Annotated in this window: 18 protein-coding genes and 1 pseudogene; 12 read left to right on the top strand and 7 right to left on the bottom strand. The window is 67.8% G+C overall.

Annotated elements, in window-relative coordinates; genetic code table 11:
- Positions 1–23: 23 nt before the first annotated feature.
- Positions 24–188 (bottom strand): hypothetical protein, encoded by a 165-nt coding sequence (locus EKG83_RS25775; protein ID WP_153278387.1) that lies wholly within the window; start codon positions 186–188, stop codon positions 24–26.
- 144 nt (positions 189–332) lie between these two features.
- Between EKG83_RS25775 and EKG83_RS25780 the strand changes: the two genes are divergently transcribed.
- The 8 genes from EKG83_RS25780 (at position 333) to EKG83_RS25815 (ending at position 7879) form a co-directional block, all read left to right on the top strand.
- The gene (locus tag EKG83_RS25780) at positions 333–1388 is read left to right on the top strand and encodes a hypothetical protein (protein ID WP_153278388.1); all 1056 of its coding nucleotides are present in this window, start codon (positions 333–335) and stop codon (positions 1386–1388) included.
- Positions 1389–1410: 22 nt separating this feature from the next.
- On the top strand, positions 1411–2409 hold the full coding sequence (locus tag EKG83_RS25785) for a hypothetical protein (RefSeq protein ID WP_153278389.1): 999 nt from the start codon (positions 1411–1413) through the stop codon (positions 2407–2409).
- A gap of 276 nt (positions 2410–2685) precedes the next feature.
- Entirely contained in the window at positions 2686–3372 is a 687-nt protein-coding gene (locus EKG83_RS25790; protein ID WP_153278390.1) for a hypothetical protein, read from the top strand.
- Between the two features lie 364 nt (positions 3373–3736).
- Positions 3737–4033, top strand: coding sequence for a hypothetical protein (locus EKG83_RS25795; protein WP_153278391.1), 297 nt, complete (start codon positions 3737–3739; stop codon positions 4031–4033).
- A gap of 179 nt (positions 4034–4212) precedes the next feature.
- Entirely contained in the window at positions 4213–4638 is a 426-nt protein-coding gene (locus EKG83_RS25800) for a hypothetical protein (RefSeq protein WP_153278392.1), read from the top strand.
- 126 nt (positions 4639–4764) lie between these two features.
- Positions 4765–5559 carry a hypothetical protein gene (locus EKG83_RS25805; protein ID WP_033433545.1) on the top strand — a complete coding sequence of 265 codons (795 nt, stop codon included), beginning with the start codon at positions 4765–4767 and terminating at the stop codon, positions 5557–5559.
- Positions 5559–6356, top strand: coding sequence for a DUF5677 domain-containing protein (locus tag EKG83_RS25810; protein ID WP_033433546.1), 798 nt, complete (start codon positions 5559–5561; stop codon positions 6354–6356). Before EKG83_RS25805 ends, EKG83_RS25810 begins: the two co-directional genes overlap by 1 nt.
- Positions 6357–6583: 227 nt before the next feature.
- Complete coding sequence (locus EKG83_RS25815) at positions 6584–7879, top strand: hypothetical protein (protein WP_033433547.1); 1296 nt, start codon at positions 6584–6586, stop codon at positions 7877–7879.
- 381 nt (positions 7880–8260) lie between these two features.
- Here the strand turns inward: EKG83_RS25815 and EKG83_RS25820 are convergent, their stop codons facing one another.
- The gene (locus EKG83_RS25820; RefSeq protein ID WP_033433548.1) at positions 8261–8479 is read right to left on the bottom strand and encodes a hypothetical protein; all 219 of its coding nucleotides are present in this window, start codon (positions 8477–8479) and stop codon (positions 8261–8263) included.
- On the opposite strand from EKG83_RS25820, the gene EKG83_RS49140 reads away from it, so the two are divergent.
- A complete protein-coding gene (locus tag EKG83_RS49140) occupies positions 8468–8593 on the top strand; it encodes a hypothetical protein (RefSeq protein WP_265590285.1) in 126 nt (41 codons plus the stop codon). The genes EKG83_RS25820 and EKG83_RS49140 overlap by 12 nt on opposite strands.
- A gap of 100 nt (positions 8594–8693) precedes the next feature.
- On the opposite strand, the gene EKG83_RS25825 is transcribed toward EKG83_RS49140, so the two are convergent.
- From EKG83_RS25825 to EKG83_RS25835, 3 genes are all read right to left on the bottom strand, one after another.
- On the bottom strand, positions 8694–9089 hold the full coding sequence (locus EKG83_RS25825; protein ID WP_153278393.1) for a helix-turn-helix domain-containing protein: 396 nt from the start codon (positions 9087–9089) through the stop codon (positions 8694–8696).
- Between the two features lie 454 nt (positions 9090–9543).
- Positions 9544–9912: an SsgA family sporulation/cell division regulator gene (locus tag EKG83_RS25830; RefSeq protein WP_170191908.1), complete on the bottom strand. Its 369-nt coding sequence runs from the start codon at positions 9910–9912 to the stop codon at positions 9544–9546.
- Between the two features lie 220 nt (positions 9913–10132).
- Positions 10133–10627 (bottom strand): hypothetical protein, encoded by a 495-nt coding sequence (locus EKG83_RS25835; RefSeq protein ID WP_033433550.1) that lies wholly within the window; start codon positions 10625–10627, stop codon positions 10133–10135.
- Between the two features lie 601 nt (positions 10628–11228).
- Between EKG83_RS25835 and EKG83_RS25840 the strand changes: the two genes are divergently transcribed.
- The gene (locus EKG83_RS25840) at positions 11229–12479 is read left to right on the top strand and encodes a cytochrome P450 (protein ID WP_051766498.1); all 1251 of its coding nucleotides are present in this window, start codon (positions 11229–11231) and stop codon (positions 12477–12479) included.
- Positions 12480–12539: 60 nt separating this feature from the next.
- Here the strand turns inward: EKG83_RS25840 and EKG83_RS25845 are convergent, their stop codons facing one another.
- The gene (locus EKG83_RS25845; protein ID WP_153278394.1) at positions 12540–14969 is read right to left on the bottom strand and encodes a helix-turn-helix transcriptional regulator; all 2430 of its coding nucleotides are present in this window, start codon (positions 14967–14969) and stop codon (positions 12540–12542) included.
- A gap of 390 nt (positions 14970–15359) precedes the next feature.
- Here EKG83_RS25845 and EKG83_RS49760 point away from each other — a divergent pair.
- Positions 15360–15596, top strand: a pseudogene (locus tag EKG83_RS49760) (hypothetical protein); the annotation flags it as partial.
- Positions 15597–15729: 133 nt separating this feature from the next.
- Here the strand turns inward: EKG83_RS49760 and EKG83_RS25850 are convergent.
- The gene (locus tag EKG83_RS25850) at positions 15730–16437 is read right to left on the bottom strand and encodes a hypothetical protein (RefSeq protein WP_033433553.1); all 708 of its coding nucleotides are present in this window, start codon (positions 16435–16437) and stop codon (positions 15730–15732) included.
- Positions 16438–17050: 613 nt separating this feature from the next.
- Here EKG83_RS25850 and EKG83_RS25855 point away from each other — a divergent pair.
- Positions 17051–17314, top strand: a complete 264-nt coding sequence (locus EKG83_RS25855) for a hypothetical protein (RefSeq protein ID WP_033433554.1) — start codon at positions 17051–17053, stop codon at positions 17312–17314.

Raw genomic sequence — 17314 nt, forward strand, 5'->3', positions numbered from 1 at the left:
GAAGGAGCACAGCAGGAGGACGGCTACCTGAGCATCGGGGCGATTTGGCTGATCAGGAGCGTGATTGCGCCCGCGAGCAGGGTGGCGGTGATGACGAGCCGTCGGGCGGAGACCAGCACCGACCGCACGGCGTCCAGCAAGGTGCAGGTGGTCTTGGCCCACCGGTTGATGCGCTGATTGAGCTTCATGCCCATCACGGTGATACCCCATTTTCCATACTCCATAAAATCGCGGCCATGACTACCGAGGCGGAGGTCCGCAAGCGGTTGACCAGGCGACTGCGCACGGGCCTGACCGAGCGCGAGTGGGCTTTCCTGGTCAGGCGCGGCCACTTGGACGACCTGCTCTCCTGTGAGGGCGATGATCTGGACGAGGAGGTCAAGGCCGTCGCGGGGCTGTTCAAGGACATGCGGGAGTTGCTCTATCCCGCCTCCGACCCGGCCGGGTCCACCGAGCCGGGTCGCAGCCTGCCGTCGCCGTCCTCGCCTCAGACCCACTCGGCTGCGGTGGGACAACGGTCGATGGCGTACGCGCTGGCGTTGAGCGAGAACATCGCCGCCGAGGCCGACCGTGATCGCCAGACCGCGGCCTTCCGCGCGGCCCACCTGCCCGATGGCCTCATCAGGTTGGACCGGGTCGAGGAGTGGATCGGCCAGCGGGCCCAGGAGCAGCCGGGTGACCTACGGCAGGCCCGCGTTCGGATTCCGGCGGGCTGGCAACCCGACGAGCCGTTGCCGTCGACCTCGGCGAGCATTTTCGTCGACCGGCTGGAGTACGTCGCGCCGGGGCACGACCGGGTTCGGTGGATCGTGGTCGCGCCGGGCGGCGTGCTGGGGTGGTTGCGCAGGCTGTCGGTGGGGTTGGCCACCGCTCACGGGTGGGAACCCGCGCAGGCCACCACCTGGGTGCTGACCGGGTTGACCCCGCTGGTCGGACTGATCCGGGTCACCGAGGAACGGGAGAACATCCGGGACTCGCAGTGGATGGCGTGGTCGGAACGCATCACGCTGGACGTGCACCCCGCCGCAATGCCCGACGAGGTGGCCGACGCCTACCGCGCCGCCCGCAAGCGGTTCGACGCCCGCCGCACCAACGGCGAGTACCGGGCGCGTTCCCAGGCGATTCCTCAACTGGCCTTGGCCCGGTTCGTCGCTCGCCGTCGCCCAAGGTGTACGTGGGACGAGATTCGGGTGCTGTGGAACGACTGGATCACCGTGCAGGCCGACTACCCAGGCGTGGCGCTGAAGCGCTACGACTCCGCCAAGCGGTTCCACAACGAGGCCGTGGCCGCCTGCAAAAGGGTGCTCTACCGAGGCGGCTACGTGGGCCGCCAAGGTGTCGCCCAAGCGGTGGTCGACGGCGAGTTCTTCGATCAACAGACCCGTTGACGTGCGGGGTTGGGATGCGCCGATGGCGAGCCTCACCGGCGAGAACGTGCTGTCGCTAGTTCATCAGGCCCTGACCGAGTTCGACGATCGTCCACTGGATGTGACCATCCGTCGCGCCGCTCGGATCGCTTCGCTACTGGGCGAGACCGAGTTGGCCGTCCGGTTCACCATGGAACTCAAGGCGCACGGAGGACACCCGCAGTCCAACGCGGAGAACGCCCAACGCATGATGGCCGACCCTTCGGCATGGGGGTCGCCCGACGGTCCGGATTTCGCGGCGATGAGGGCGTGGTCCGAAAACCGGACGTTCAAGGACGGACCGCATGCGGGCAACGTCAGCACCTTCGGCGTGGCCGAGATCATCGCCTGGTTGGACGAGTTCGACGAGCGCCGTGCCGATGGCGATGACAGGTTCGTGCGCCTGCACTACCGGGCGGTTCTGGAGCGTATCCGGCAAAGGGTGTTCACGGCGTTGTGCGCCTGGGAGCGGCAGCTGACCTACGCCAACGTCAACGAGCGGATCTTCGATCGCTTCCGCTCTCGCGTGGACGCCATGTTGGCTCAGGGAGCATCGGCGCTGGTCGCCCAGTTCTCCGCTGTGTACCGCAGGCTGCGGGAGGCGACCCGCGACCCGCAGTCGCCGGTGGCCGAGGAGTTGGCTCAGGCGGTCACCACGTGCAGGCGCATCCTCAAGACCGTCGCCGACCACGTCCTGCCCGCCGCACCGGGCGCCGTGGCCGAGAACGGCAGTCCGCTCAACGACAGCGCGTATCGCAACCGGATCTTCCAGTTCGTCAAGGACAACGTCGGCAGCGAAGCCGTCGCGGGTGCGGTCAAGGCCGCGATCGGCGGGGTGTATGAGCGGTTCAGCACTCTGGACAAGCTCGCCAACAAGGGTGTCCACGCGGAGTTGGGCGTCAAAGAGGCCGAGATGTGCGCCATCCACACCTATCTGGTTGCCGGTGAACTGCTCGATCTCTTTATCGCGTCGAGCAACGAGGTCACTCCAGCGCACCCCTGACAGAGGCGGCAGTCGCTGGGGAGCACGTCGCATAGTGACTTGGACGCCGACCTCTCCCCCGGCCCGTGGGAGGGGCCGGCATGTGCCGTCGTTGACGCCTGGCTCGTATCCGTCGTGGCGATCGCTCGTTCGTGTCGCGAGATGCGGCGCTACGGTTGCCGACCATGATGCTTTCACCGATACCGTCACCGCACACCGCGTCGGAGTGGGTCGCCGAGTCGGGTGCTGGGATCCACAACACCGGATCACCAGGCGATGTGGCCTGACGAGGGGGTGGTGCTGATCGACCTGGAGAACATGGTCGGCACCAACCCGCGTCCTCCCGTGCTGCGGTCCCGGGTGACGGCGCTGTTGGAAGCGGCAGGCCCTTGTCACCATGTCGTGGTCGCCTACGCCGCGTCCGAGGACGACGGCGACACGGCCGCGTCGGTCCTCGCCGCCCTTCGTGTGGCACCGCTGCGGGTGGAGCCCGGACCTAACGCTGCGGAGAATGCGCTGATCAGGCACGCCGGCCGCATGCAGGCCAGTGGTTGCACCCGGTTTGTCGTCTGCTCCGGTGACCGTGCGTTCGCCGCGTTGGCCGATGTCGAGAACACCCGGATCGACGTGCTGGTGTGGCAAGGGCAACCTGTCGCGACCCGGCTGGCCGATGTCGCCTGCGGCATCCGCGAACTGCCTCGGGTGGACAAGACGACCACGACGGGTGAACCCGCGTCCGTGCGCCGCCAGCACGGCGACGGCATTCGGCAGGGGCGGCTGCCCGCCGCCGGGAGATACCGACTGCCGAACTTCCCTCTGCCCGTGACGGCGCTGCTGATCGGCGTAGGGATCGCACTCGGGCACCGGTTGATCGACCTGGCGTTGTCACGAGGCCGAGCATCCGACCAAGCACCTGGTCGTCGCCCGTGCCATTCGGGTCGGCCTGTCCGTGGCCGAGTGTCACGCAGTGGCCGGGCCGGTTGAGTGGTGCACGGCAGGCCGAGCACCGGTGCCTGAGTTCTCGCGGTCGATCCAGACCGCCCGATCTCGGAGGTAAGCACCGGGGGTCGGGGGGCGTGCCCCCGGTGCCTGCCCGTCTATCGCCGCGTGCCTGCATCGCGAAACAAGATCATCGCTCGTTCACTCGTTCGCGCTACTTCGAGCGGACAGCGGCTCGGCTCCTCCATCGCTTCTCCGTCGTCATCTCCGCGCCGGTCACCGATGAGCGTTTCCGGCACGAACTTGAAGTCGTGAGGCTGCGCCGCTTCGGTTGGAGCGAGCCACAGCCGAACCTGCTCACGCCACCGGCGAGAGGTGTTCGGCCAGAGCGGCGGCGATGGGGTCGGCCTTGATCCAACCGTCCTGTTCGACCGCTTCGGCCGGGGAGGTCGAAGGTCACCAGCGGTTCGTGGCCGGCGAGGTGGATGCCGTCGATCTCGGGGTAGATCCGCAGTTGCCGGGCACCGGGACGCAGTGGCACGACAGCGCGGCTGCCCCAGAAGTCGATCACGAGGCCGAGCACCTGTTCGTCGCCCTCGGCGGCCGGGTCGACCTGCACGTGGCCGATCACGGCAGAGTGGCCGCCGCGGGCGAGCAGCTCGATGACGGCGCGGGCGAGGGTGTCGCCGACGGCGATGATCCGTGATCGACGGGTGATCTCGACGAAGCGCTCGCCGGGCGGAATCGTGAGGGGCCAACCGTCCTTGTCCTGGCCAATGGACGGGCCGGGCGTGAGCTGACGGAACAGCTCGTGTGCCTCCGGTCCAAGCGGTCCACGTCGATGACAACGGTCTTCGCCACGGCGGCCCCCACTACGACAGATGAGTGATGCTCACGCATCCTGCGAACAGCTCGCCCGGTGGGGGTGCCGTCGGGTCGCCGCTCACCGTTCCTTCGGTCTTCGAACACATGTGCGAGTCTCCTGGGGTGTCTTCGATGTCGACGGCTCAACGCCTCAAGTTCGAGAACGACGTGGCCGCCCTGCGCCGGCTGATCAACCGCACGCCGCGGTGGCGCCCGGCGCAGGTGGACGACGAAGCCGTGATGATCGACGCGCTGGGACAGGTGGCGTTGGTCTTCCACGGTCCGTGGAAGACCAACCTGCACACCTTCTTCACCCACTTCGACCACGACGTGCTGATCGTGCTGCTCGGTCTGCTCGAAGCGGCTCCCGGCACCCGCGCCGAGGGGCAGGCGCTGCGTCTGCTGGAGATGATGCGATTGCCGTCCGACGAACCGGACGCCCGTTGAGCAGCGCGAGACCGCTCAGCCCGTGTCGCTGTGACGGCCCGCGGAAGCTCCCGGACTCGCCGGTGTTCGGGTCGTGGGCTGCCCTGCATGCCGAACCGTGAAGAGGCCGAACGGCGGCTGGGGAGGTTGTTCACCGCCGTCGCCGCCTGGGCGTCCCGGATCCAACAGCCGCCCCTGGTCGCCTCGCCGGGCAGCAGCCTCGCCGCCGACGACCAGGCGTTTCCGTCGCCGCCCGCGTCGACGATCGTCTACAATGGTCTGGTCACCGCCGTCGAGCACCTGGACTACTTGCGGACGGCGTTGCAGGCCACCGGCCGGATCTATCCGGCGGCGAACTACACCGTGTTGAAGTCGGCTCCGACGGGGGCGGCGCAGGCTGTCTGGGTGCTGGCGCCGCAGGCCCGCAGCAAGCGGGTCGGGCACGCTCTGGAGATCGCGGTCGACAACTACAACCAGCAGCGCAAGCTCGTCGAGGCCGCCACCGCCCTGACCGTCGAGCAGCAGGCCGTCGCCGATCGGGTGACTGCCACGCTGGACGCCCGCCTGGACGAGGCCGCGGCGCTCGCGACCTTCCTGGGCAAAAACTCCGCCAACATCCGCAAGTGGAAGTTCGACATGACCCGGGCGATCACCGAGGCGGTCGAGTTGGCCAACCCGGTCGACACCGCCGACGCGGCGGTGATCCGCTCGGGCACCGGACTGCTGTGGCGCTCGCAGAGCGGCCACGCCCACGGCACTCCGGGCAGCCGCCTATCGCTGATCGACCACGGCAGCGTCGTCGACGGCGGCAACGGCACCCTGTGGGTCGCGGCGAGCATCTCGTTCGAGGAGGTGGTCACCGCCACCGGCGCCGCCACGCTGCTGCTCGACGAAGCTTGGCGTCTCTACGACCTGCGCCGGGAAAGCCCGGGTGACGCCTGATGACCACCGACGACCGGAACCGCGCGCCCAAGACTCGGCTGTGGGACGACAGGGAGAACGCGCGTAAGGCCAGGACCGCGATCATGATCCTGACCGAGGCGTTCGAGGCGGTCGTGGACGCCGGGCAGATCACCGTCCACGCCCAGACCAGCCACGTCTTCCAGGCGACGTTCGGCTGGTGGGCCTGGATCATGCGCAGCAGCAAGGCCGCCGTCCTGCTCCACGACAACGGCCTGGACCACGAAGCGGACCCCATCGTCCGGTCGATCCTGCAACACGCCCTGGTGCTCCAATGGGTGATCGACGTCGGCGACCAGGCCCTGGAGGCGGTTGCCGAGCACGGCGAGAACGAACAGCGCAGGTTCTTCGGCCACGCGCAGCGAGCCGGCTGGCCTTCACCCGAAGCCGTCGGCACGCCGGTCGCGCCGAAGCCGGACACGCCGCATCCGCTGCTGCCGATGGTCAAGAACTTCCTTGAGCTCTGCCGCGCCTACGACGCACAGCCCGCCTACGTCGCGTTCAGCCTCTACTCGGCCCACGTCCACCCCTCCACCAAGGGCGCGATGGCCTACCTCGACCCGCAGACGGGACTGCACGGCACACCGATCCGCGAAAGCTACAGCGGGCTGCTCCACACCGCCGCCTGCGCGATCCAGACCACCAAGACCATCAACCGACTCCTCGCCAGGCATCCGTTCGACCAGGCCCTCTCCCGCGCCGAACAGGCGCTGGGAACCCGCATCGACCCGCCCGTCCTGCGCCCCGAACACCGGCCTTCACCACCGTCGACCCCGTGATCAACCAGCCCATATCGAGCCAAGTCGGCACCTGACTGGACAGCACCCTCGTTTCCGGAGCCGTCACGCACACCGGCTCGGCCTGGCGGCGTGGAAGGACTTGTCGGCTCGCCGGTCGTCACGTCGAAATCCATCGAGCCGGTCGCCGCTTGGTGTGGCATCCTGTTCGGCTGGCCTCCCGGCCGGCCCGCCCCCTGGGTGGCAGCTGGCGATGAAGGAGCAGGTCCGTGATCACCCGCACGCTGGAGGAGCTGCGCGCCGCCGATGAGCGCACGCAGCTCTTCACCCCCTTCGGGCTCGGCATCACCCTCAGGCTCACGCCGGAGGCGGCATTGGCCCACCAGCACGCGATGCTGGACGGCACCGACCTGGTCGACGAGGTCGCCGAGGGCACCCGCCTGCGCTTCGAGCGCGTACGCACCCTCTACCTGCGCGGCGTGCTCGACCATGAGTCGTTCACCGTCGCCGGCGACCACGCCCGCCTGGTCGTCGAGCACGCTCTCCGCGACCGGTTCCTGAGCTTCTACCGGCACCGCATCGTCCTGGTGAGCACCTCCAGCGGGCACGAACGCATCGCACAGGTCGACTCGTTCGACAAGGTCCGTGCCGCCTTCGAGCGGCGCGGTGGCCCGTGGAAGCTCAAACTGACCATCGGCGGCGTGCTCGAAGAGTTCAACGGCATGCTGAACGGCCTGTGGAACTGGGCCCGGGAGGAAGGGCTGCTGCCCGGTCAACGGGCCAGGAGCATGCAGCCCGTACAGATCAAGCTGCGCAACATGGTCGCGCATCCCTCCGGCTACCACCTCGGCACACCCGTCGATGCCGCCCGGGTCATCCACGACCTGGCCGAGATCATCAACTGCCTGTGGGGCGCCCGGACGCCCGGCGGGCGCCTGCACCCCGCGCCCGTGCACCGGTCGGTGCAGCTCATCATCTGGGACGACACCGGACGCGTGGAAATCGGCGACATCACCACCGTGCCCACCGAGCACATGACGGCCAACGTGACCTGCCTGGTCGTCCGGGCGCAGGTCAACGACCGCCAGGAGTTGCTCGGGTTCGATCCCCGGTTCGAGACCACCCGCTACCCAGTGGAGTTGCTCTGGGGACCGGGCACCGTCGAGCAGGCACGAGTCTGGGTCGAGGCCCACCGGCCCGTGGACGACGAAGTCGACACGCTAGACCGCCACTTCGTGATCCGTCGTCACGGCGACCGCATCGACCCGCCCCGAGGCACCGCGGTCACGGCCGGATTGCCCACCGACCAGCGAGCGGGCGTCTGGTTGCTGGTCAAGGCCGACGACCCGCTCAGCGCGTTCAACCACATCCGCAACCAGACCGGCGCCACCAGCGCCTGCACGGACGCAAAGCCGTGTACGAACTGCCCCGCCCACACCGTGACCAGCGGCGACTGGGAGACGATCCTCCAGCATGCCGCTCAGGCAGGACTCGACACACGTCCTGTCCACCCCGCCAACGTTCAGGTGCCGTCCCCACTGCCCTCGTGGACCGCCGAATCCTGAAGCGGCGGAGCCGCGTCGATCACCTCCGCGTCCCGAGTGCGCAGGTACGGTCGCACCCCACCCGACAGCACACCCGGTTCCAGACCGGGTCGCCCGATACCTCACCGTGCAAGGAGCCGTTCATGACCCGTCGTCGGTTCGAGGCCGCCGCATGGCTGCCGCAACCCTCCTCGCCCGAAACCCACCGGGCCGGGATCGAAGCGGTGGCCGGTTGACTGCAAGAACAGGAACAGCGCACGGGCGCGGCAGCCGTGCTGGTGACCGACACGTTTCCCACCGACGACGACATTCTGCGGGGCCCCTCCCAACGGGAACCACGCACTTCACGGTGAAGTCCTCCGGCCCCGTCGTATCCGGGCCCGTCCTGACGTTTCGTCCCACTTACAAGGCACTCGACGTCGCCCAGGACACCACCCGCTCGGCAATCTGCGTCTGGGAAGCTGGCGACACGCCGATCCGCGACTGGGCCGGGCAGGTCGACGCAGTCAACCCCGCCTGGCCGACTACCTCGATCGCCTGGTCGACGCTGGCAACAACGGCTACGCCGACCAGGCTGGCCTGCGCGATGCCCGTATCATCCTCGCCGAAATGCGTGACCACGACCTGCTCGACCAGGAAGTCTCCGGTGCTTTGGCCGCGTATGACACCCTCTCTGTGGACGCCCTGGATCGCATCGCCAAGCTGATCGTCTCACTCGGAGGTCGCCGCGTCTGAGAGGCTGTGACGTTCCACTACCGACCCAGGGAATGCCGCCGACTACACTGTGCTCTGCTTGTCACACAAGATTGGCAGATCCCAGACCGGAGTGGGTAGGTCATGTGGACTTCGAGACGCTCTGACACTCGACCGCAGCCTCGGACCATTCCGACCACAGTGGGCCGAGTATATAGCGGCCATCCTCGTTCTTTTCGAGCGCGCGGAGGTTTACCAGCGCCTTGGCGACACGGTAAGTCGTAGGCAATGGCAGCTTGGTCGCGCGGCTCATTTCTGTGAGATTCAGCGGCTTGTTGCCGTTGGCGACCGACTCCAGCATTGTAAACGCTCGTTCCAGTACCGAGGAGCGAGTATGGCCGTTGAGCATCTCCTCACCTTCCGATCCGGAGGAGGACGCGGAAGCTATCGGTTCGACATGTCGATCTTCCGCTGACCGTTGCGACCGTGATTGAGCGTTGGTCGCCTTGCCGTTCCATTGAGGGCCGGTGAACGACACGTTGGCTTTCCTTTCAACTTTTCACGCACCCTCGGCGAGGTCGTAATCGGACGAGGCACTGACGGGTCGTTCTGCGATCCCAGTTGGACGGCGTCGCGAAGTACCGCACGGCGTGGCATTGCCTGCCCGTGCGCATGGTAGTCGCTGACGTGTAGCCGATTGCAGTCAGTCGTTGGGCTGCGGCGACTCGCGGTAGTAATATGAGCATCGTCGAAGTGGCTCGAATATACGCAAAGGGCTTGAGGCTAGTTTGACATCCGCCGTTGAAGACTCATCCTTCGACGGCCAGCACGCTCGACAGTTACAGCTCTGCGACCAGCACAGGGCGAGCCGTGGGCTGCGCGCAAGCACTAGAGGTGCCTGCGAAGCAGGTTAGGTGACCGACAATTTGTTCCGTTGCTTCATCAATATTGTCGCGAGCGATCCGGTCCCGATCATCTGAGTCGGAACCGATTCAAGCGGGCGCATTGGGGGTGCCAGTGGTCGACGTGACGGAACATCGAGCTCGTTCGTTGCGTTCCGTTCCGGGCGGGATTGTCGCGTAGGACGTGTCGAGGAACGAACGGAGCCGTGCCGTACTGAGGATCAGTTCGTGCCGTTCGTCGGTCTCTCCGCGCAGGATGTGTGCGATTTTCATGGTCTGTTGGTTCACCCTGGTGATGATCACGTCGCCCTCTCCTTCCTCGGCGCCATCGTGTTGAAGGGCGAGGCCGGTGTCGAGTAGCTCCCGCCCGAACACCCATACGACTTCGGCGTCGATGGTCCAGGCGTGGTGGTGCACGTATACCGCGTAGGGATCGGCGGGGTCGTAGACGAGTCGCACGGCGACTCCATACAGCCCCGTGGCGCCTGTGGTCTCGACAGTGATCGGTACGGTCACTGGTGTGGTCTTCCCTTGCGTTCGTCCGATGGGGAGGGCGGTTCGGTCGTTTGGGCATGGCAGGGTTGTCATGGGCAGGTTGCAGGTGTTCCGCTCGTCGTGGCTGTTCTTGCTCCATAGGGTGGACGTTGCGCGGTCTGTCTCCGGACGATGTCGCCCGATGTCAGGTCTCGGGAAGGCGGCTGTCCGGATCCGGTCGGTTTTCGGAGTTTGCTCTCATGAGCGCCACTCTGTGTTCCAGGGAGAAGCAGAGGCGTTCGGCACTACCGTGAAAAGCCCTCAACAGTGGTACGACGGGCGTGAGCATCGGAGATGAAGCTTGCGGGTAATCCGTGCCCGACCCGCCCAGAGCTGCCACGAACCGGTGGAATACTTCATGCGCGTACAGCTGCTCGAACTGGGCTCGAAGGTTGCGCGCATCCTCGACCTGGTGGCGCGATCCAACACTCTCGGCGACTCGCAGCGCGATGTCCGACGACGTTGCCACAGCGATGCCGATCTGGCCGAGGACGTCGCGGTGCGCGCGGAGTTCGTCGTACCGGTCGCAGTGTCCGTACACGTGCGGGGCCTGGTGTGACGTGTCGGGTTGTTCCGCAGGTTCGACGACGTTCTCCATCCGGGGCGTGAGGATGCCGACAGCCCGCCCCAGCAGCTCCACGTGGCGGCGGAGTTCCTCGACGGCCTGTTCCCCACTGTCTGTCACACAACCCCCTCCGTTCCGTTCGCCGGTTCCCTCAGAAGCACCCGCAGGGCCGCGGCTGATCGCGCCGAAGTCGTCGCCGCAGAAGTTCTGAGTGCCACGTCCGGTGCGAGTCAAAATCGATCTTCGTTGGCACTGCTTGCGTCGGAGTCCCCCGGGCACGTGCAGCGCTCCCAGTCCTTCCTTAATCCCACGAACACAGCATCGTGAGTCCGTGCCGGGTGGCACATCGGGGACGACACGAAGATCCGATCGAAACCGCATCAGTGCGGAAAACCTCAGATCCTAATGTTACTGTCGGCAACACCCTGATCACCGTGGGCATTCCTCGTACTCGCCCCAGCCCGCGCCAGGCCGTGATCCCGAGTCCCTGCTTGGCTTCTACCAGCATGGTTGCTTCACCGGCCCACGATGGCGCCGTTGACGTCGCGCACCGATGACGACGCCGTCCGCGACGCTGGTTCCCGTGTCAACCCCGATGCGCATCCGCAGAAAGGAAGGGATTCTGTGCGGTGGCTCGTCCACACAGCGGCCTCGATCCCCAGGAGACGACACGAAGATGGCGATGTCCCAGCTCGCCGACGCCGACCGCCAATTGCTGCTCGGCGGCACGCTTCACGGATACCGGCACCACGACGTCGAGGACGCCGCCCGGCGCGCGGGAGGGGTGCACGTGGCTACCCAGCCGAACGGCGTGGTGGTGCACGTGCTCACGGTCGGTCTACGGCAGGCTCGCGATCTGCTGGGTGACCCGCGGTTGTCCAAGGACGCCGCGGCGATCATCGCCACGATGGGCCGCCACATGATCGCCGCCGGTCACGATCCCCGGGATCTGTCGGCCATCATCGGCCCCAGCATGATCAACTCTGATGCGCCGCGCCATACGCGCTTGCGGCATCCGGTCGCGGCGGCGATGACCTCGAAGCGACTCGCCCGCCTCCAGCCGCGCATCACCGGCATGGTGCACGACCTGCTCGACGACCTCGACCCGGATCGCCCGGTCGACCTGGTGGGACAGTTCGCGCTGCCGCTGCCCCTGGCCGTTATGTGCGATCTGCTCGGTGTCCCGGAGGGCGAGGACCGGTCGGCGCTGGCGGGCTGGTCGTCGGCGATGATGACCGAGGTGCCGGAGGTGCAGAAACCGGCGTCCGACGCGATGGTCGGCTACCTGACCGCCCTGATCGAGGAGAAGCGGACGAGCCCCGACGAGGCACTGCTGTCCGCGCTGGTGCACGGCGAGGTCGACGGCGACCGCCTGACCCCGGAGGAGGTGTTGACCACCGCCGTGCTCCTGGTCGCGGCCGGACACGAGACCACGACCGCGGCGATCGGGAACACCGCGGTCGGGCTGCTGAGCACCGGGACCTGGTCGGCGGTCGCCCAGCGTCCGGACACGGTGCCGGACGCCGTGCAGGAAGGGTTGCGGCACGATCCGCCGACCCGCAACATCCCCCACTACCTCGTCACCCGGGATATCGAACTCGACGGCGACACGGTCCCGGCGGGTTCCATTGTCATGGTCAACCTCGGTGCCGCCAACCGCGACCCCGACGCCTTCGGTGCCGACGCCGACAGGTTCGACCCGTTCCGCCGCCGTGGTGCCGGTGCGCTGACTCACGCGACCTTCGGAAACGGTCCGCACCGCTGTGTGGGAAGCCGTCTGGCGACGATGGAGATCGAGATCGCCTTGGGCGAGATCACCCGACGCTGGCCACGCGCGCGTCTGGTCGACCCGGTCGACGATCTCGCCCGCGGTGCCGCAGTGGTGATCAACGGTTTCGACCGTGTCGACGTCCTCCTGGAACCCTGACGGCCGGATTCGGAGTGCGGGTTTCGTTCCGTCAGGGCCTCGTCCCGCCTCATGCGGCGATCACCGGTCTCGGTGGTGCTCGTTGAGGTAGGCGATGAGGCCGAACCGGTTGCCCACTCCCAGTTTGCGGTACATGGTGGACAACTGGTACTCCACGGTCCGGTGGCTTTTGAACAGTCGCGCGGCGATCTGCTTGTTCTGCAGTCCGTCCCTGACCAGGCGGGCGAGTTCCCACTCGTCGACGGTGAACGGCTTGGGCGGATCGGCCTTCGGGACCGATCCGCCGTCATCGCCCTTTCGGACGTTGTCGCCACCGGCGGGCGGGCCACTGCCCGCCGTTGTGGTGGGCAGGGCGTTGTCGGCGGCGGGCACACGTAGATTCACACCGGTCCGCAGTCCATACCTGCGGTCCAGTACCAGTGCGATGGCTTCCTCCACGGTGCTCACCTGCACGGCATAAGCCGCGTCGTACTCGTCCGGGGTCAGGTGTCGGGCGACCGCGTTCTCGGCATGCTCGCGCAGCACGGCGAACACCTCCAGCTTCCGGGAGAGCTGGATGCCGGTCGACCGGTGCAACCCGTCGGCGGCGCCCAGCAACCGGGCGGCGTCGTCCGCGTACTGTTTCCCGGCCAGCGCCAGTGCCCAGGCCAGCACCGGCAGGGTGAACAACGGCGTCCACCGATCGTCGATCTCCCGCTGCCCACGCACACTCTCGATAAGGACGTCGACAGCGGCCAGCGGGTTGTCGTCGAACCTGATCAGCGACACCGCCAGGCACCATCGCGCCCACGCCATGCCCCACGCCGCCTGGAGGCGCTCGCACTCCTCGACGAACGCCACGGCCGCCGCCCGGCCTTCGTCGGCGTCGCCGAGCAGGACCGATCCCATCGTCAGCAGAATCTCGGTCAGGTGCGCGTCGACCAGCGCGCCGGGCCCGTAGGAGCGCCACAGACGATGGGACTCCCGCAGCACCTCCACTCCTCGCCGGTCGGCGTCGATGAGCACCTGGTGGGCTCCGCGGATGAACAGCAACGCGGCGACCGGCTCGTCCGGCGGGGCCGCCTGCTCGGCATCGGCGATACGGGCCAGCACCGCCTCGCGCCCCTCCCCCAGGCACAGCTTCATCCACGCGTCGAGCGCGATGGCACTGGCCCGCAGCACCGAGCGGGAGACGGGGGCGGCTTTCAGGGCGCGCTGCAGCCACAGGGACTGCTCGGGAAGCTTTCCGGAGTACGTCCACCACCGGCTGCGTGAGAGGTCGACGCTCATCTGCAGCGCCTGCACGGCAGGCTCCACCCCGACAGACTCCGAATCCCTGAGCAGAGAGCCGAGGGCAGCGCGCAGATCCGGCATGTCGAGCCCGACCGCGCGCAGCAGCGACACCTCGTTGTCGCCACGAAACCCTGTCGCGTACCCGGTGGCGAGGTTGCGGTAGTGGTCACGGTGACGCGCACGCACCGCGACGCCTCTGTTGGGGGACTGCATGAGCAGTGTCGCGGCGAACTGCCGGATCGGGACCAACAGCTCGTATCTCCTGCGATCGGCCGACGGCACGACCAGAGACTTGTCGACCAGTTCGATGAGCGCGTCGGCGACCTCGACGGCGGGCAACCGCTCGTCGGCGCACACCCGCTCCGCCGCCGTCAGGTCGAAGGAGCCGGTGAACACCGATGCCGCTGTCAGCAGGTGCTGCGCCGACGGTGTGCACAGTTGGTAGCTGGTGCGGATCAGACCGGCCATCTTCCGCTGGTGCGGCGCGGAGTCCAGTCGCTCGGCGATCACCTCCGCCGACAGCGACCTGAACTGGCCGACCAGCAACTCGATGCCCAGCGGGAGCCCGCCGGTGCTGCGCACGATCTTGCGTACCGCCGGCCAGTTGCGCTCGTCCAACCGCCATCCCGGAGCCCCGGCCGCAGCCCGCTGGACCAGCAGCTGAACGGACTCCACCTCGACATCGAGAGGTCCGTCCTCGTCGGGGATCGCCAAGGGAGGAACGACGACGAGGGCCTCACCGTCCAAGGCGAGCAGCGTGCGGCTGGTCGCAAGGACCCGCAGATTCGGACACGCGCGCAATAACGCGGCCACCAGGTCACCCACCTGATCGACCAGATGCTCGCAATTGTCCATGATCAACAGCATGCTGCGGTCCCGCAGATAGGCCACCAGAGTCCGCAACGGATCGTCGGCGGCCTGACTGGGCACCTGCACCGCCCAGAGCACCGCCTGTTCCAGCAGCGCCTGGTCCCCCTCGGGCACCTTCGCCAACTCGACCACGCACACCCCGTGCTCGTAAACAGACCGCACGGCCTGGGCATGCTCGAGAGCCAACCTCGTCTTGCCCGCGCCGGGACCACCCGTCAACGTGACCAGCCTCGTGGCGGCAAGACTCTGCCGCAGATCCTTCAACAGCGCGCGCCTGCCCACGAACGCGCTCAGCGTGAGCGGAAGCCCACTCTGGCCGGTGTCGCCCGGAACCATCGAAGTACCCATGGTCTCACCGTACGACAATACTGTGAACAATACTCGGCATTCCGACGGCAGACCCACCAGCCCGAAGACACGGTGTTCAACCCACACACCATCTCATGCCGAGTGTGGTATGTCCGCGCGAGACGGTTTCGGCGAGGCAGCGCGCAAACGCTCAAAACACCGGCGTTCACACCATCTGCTCGGATGATGCCCGCCTGGTTTATGCCGATCCGATCTGCTCAGCCGCCCACACCGCCTTGTATCGGCGGACCGGGGATCGCGGTTATCGGACGCCTGCTCTGCCAGCAGCCCGGCGGCTTCCTCCCATGTCGCGAGGCGCACCCCGCCCCCAACCACATCCGCAGGTCGAAGCCGGTGGTGTGCGCCTGCGACGCGCACCGGCCCCGGAGAATGTGGGCCGCTACGTGGGCCGGACCGGCCGAGCCGCACACCGCCGGGCCAGGACTTCAGGTTCGCGGTCCCATAGGCGTCCTGTCCGCGACGAGCAACCCGGCGGCGGCGAACACGGTCAACAGGTCGCGCGACGACATCGCCACCACCACCCGCACCCTCGCCGCCCGCACCGAACGCCTCGACCCCGTGATCGCCACCACCGCGTTCATCAAGGACGACCGCCACGGCAAGGTGTTCCTCGACCCCACCCGGACCCACTGCGCCACCGTGGCCGCCGCCTACAGCCCTCGCATTCCCGTCGCCCGTGTCCAGGGCCATGCACGAGGGGAAGCGGCGGGCACGCGCGGCGCGCGGCGGGTGACCCGGGTCAGGCCACGTAGACCGCCGGGGTGGTCACCGGCCGGGCGTACGTCGGGCGGTTGTCGTAGACGGTGCGCCAGTAGCCGGGGTCCGGGTGCACCAGGTACTCGCTGTAGAACAGGTACCCGTACATGAAGTGCGCCAGTGCCACGCTGTGGACCGGCGTCCACGTGGCGCCGTCGGCGGAGTACTCGATGCGGGACACCGGGGCGGACGGGGGCGGGACCTGGGTGGGGTAGCCGTACCCCCCGTAGGCCCTGACCTGGCCGTCCGCCATCCGGGCGATCTGCGAGCCGAAGCTGATCGGCTGGAACACGGTGATCGGCCGCACGACGGACGAGGGCAGCAGGTCCGGCCCCGTCGAGGGCCAGGCGAACTGGATGTACAACAAGCTCGTGCGCGACGGGGCGAACCGCTTGGTGAAGTGGCCGGTCGCATCCGTGATCGTGTCGGTGGTGCCCCACGGCGTGCACCCCGGGCCGTCGCAGAGGTGGATCACGATGTGGCCGCCCGACACGCCGACCTGACCGTCGGGCGAGTCCTTGGTCAGCCAGCCCGTGATGGTGACCTCCTGACCCGCGTCGACCTCCGTCACGTCCGTCGACGCGGTCAGCTGCGTCGGCACCGCGGGCACGGCGTCCGCCGGCCCGGTGACGAGGGTGGTGGCGCACAGGGCGGCGAGCGCCGCGATCGCCCACCTCCGGAAGTGGTGCATGCCCCCTCCTCCTGATCGGTCTCGTTGTCTTCACGCACCGGCTTGGTCGCGCTTCCACAGGATCCCGTTACCCGCTCCGCCGGCCTGGTGAAAGCGTTGCGCCACAAGCACTTCGACCGTTGCTTCCGGGCTTGTCCGAAGCCGCACGTCGCGTGGCATCCCCAGCCGGGAGTGTTGCTTTCGGGCAATACTGAAGCCATGGAGGCCGCCGAGGTTGGGCCGAACGCGCCACGACGAAGGTCGGTACCGCCGCGCGCCCGGTAACCCGCAGGCTCGGGATGGCTTTCCCAACACCCTGCGGAGGCAGCCATGTCCCTGAAGAGGACGACCCCACCGGCGAGCGCCCTGGTGCTCGCCGCGGCCCTGCTGAGCCCACCGGTCTCGACCGCCGCACCGGTCCACGCCCTGGCCGCGGCGGTCGTCGGATCCGCGCCAACTGGCCGTCTGTGGCGTGGACGCAACGTCCGGACGCGTCCACGCCGACCGATGTCGGAAGGGGCGTGATCGGGTGCGATGGTCAGGTAGTCGGCGAGCCAGCCGAGCGTCTTGTAGTCGCCGCGTCGGGTGAAGACCGCCGCACCGGGCCGACCGCCGTCGACATCCTCGGGATGGGGTGGCGGATGGCTGGCACGCTGGTCGGGCCGTCAATGGGAATATCGTCTACGAGTGCATCGACGACCTGCGCCGCATCGACTTCTCCGACGCGGGAGCCTCCGGCGGCGACGAGGTCGCGGAGTCGCTTGTCCACCGCTTCCTGCCGACCCGCTTCCGGCACGACTACGACGAAGCGTTCTTCCGCAAGGTGTTGGTCACCGCCGTGAAGGTTGCTCAGGACCTCGCCGACCCCGTCGGCAGAGCCGCCGCGTGCACCGCCTAA

It is taken from the genome of Saccharothrix syringae, assembly GCF_009498035.1.
Taxonomy (GTDB): Bacteria; Actinomycetota; Actinomycetes; order Mycobacteriales; family Pseudonocardiaceae; genus Actinosynnema; species Actinosynnema syringae.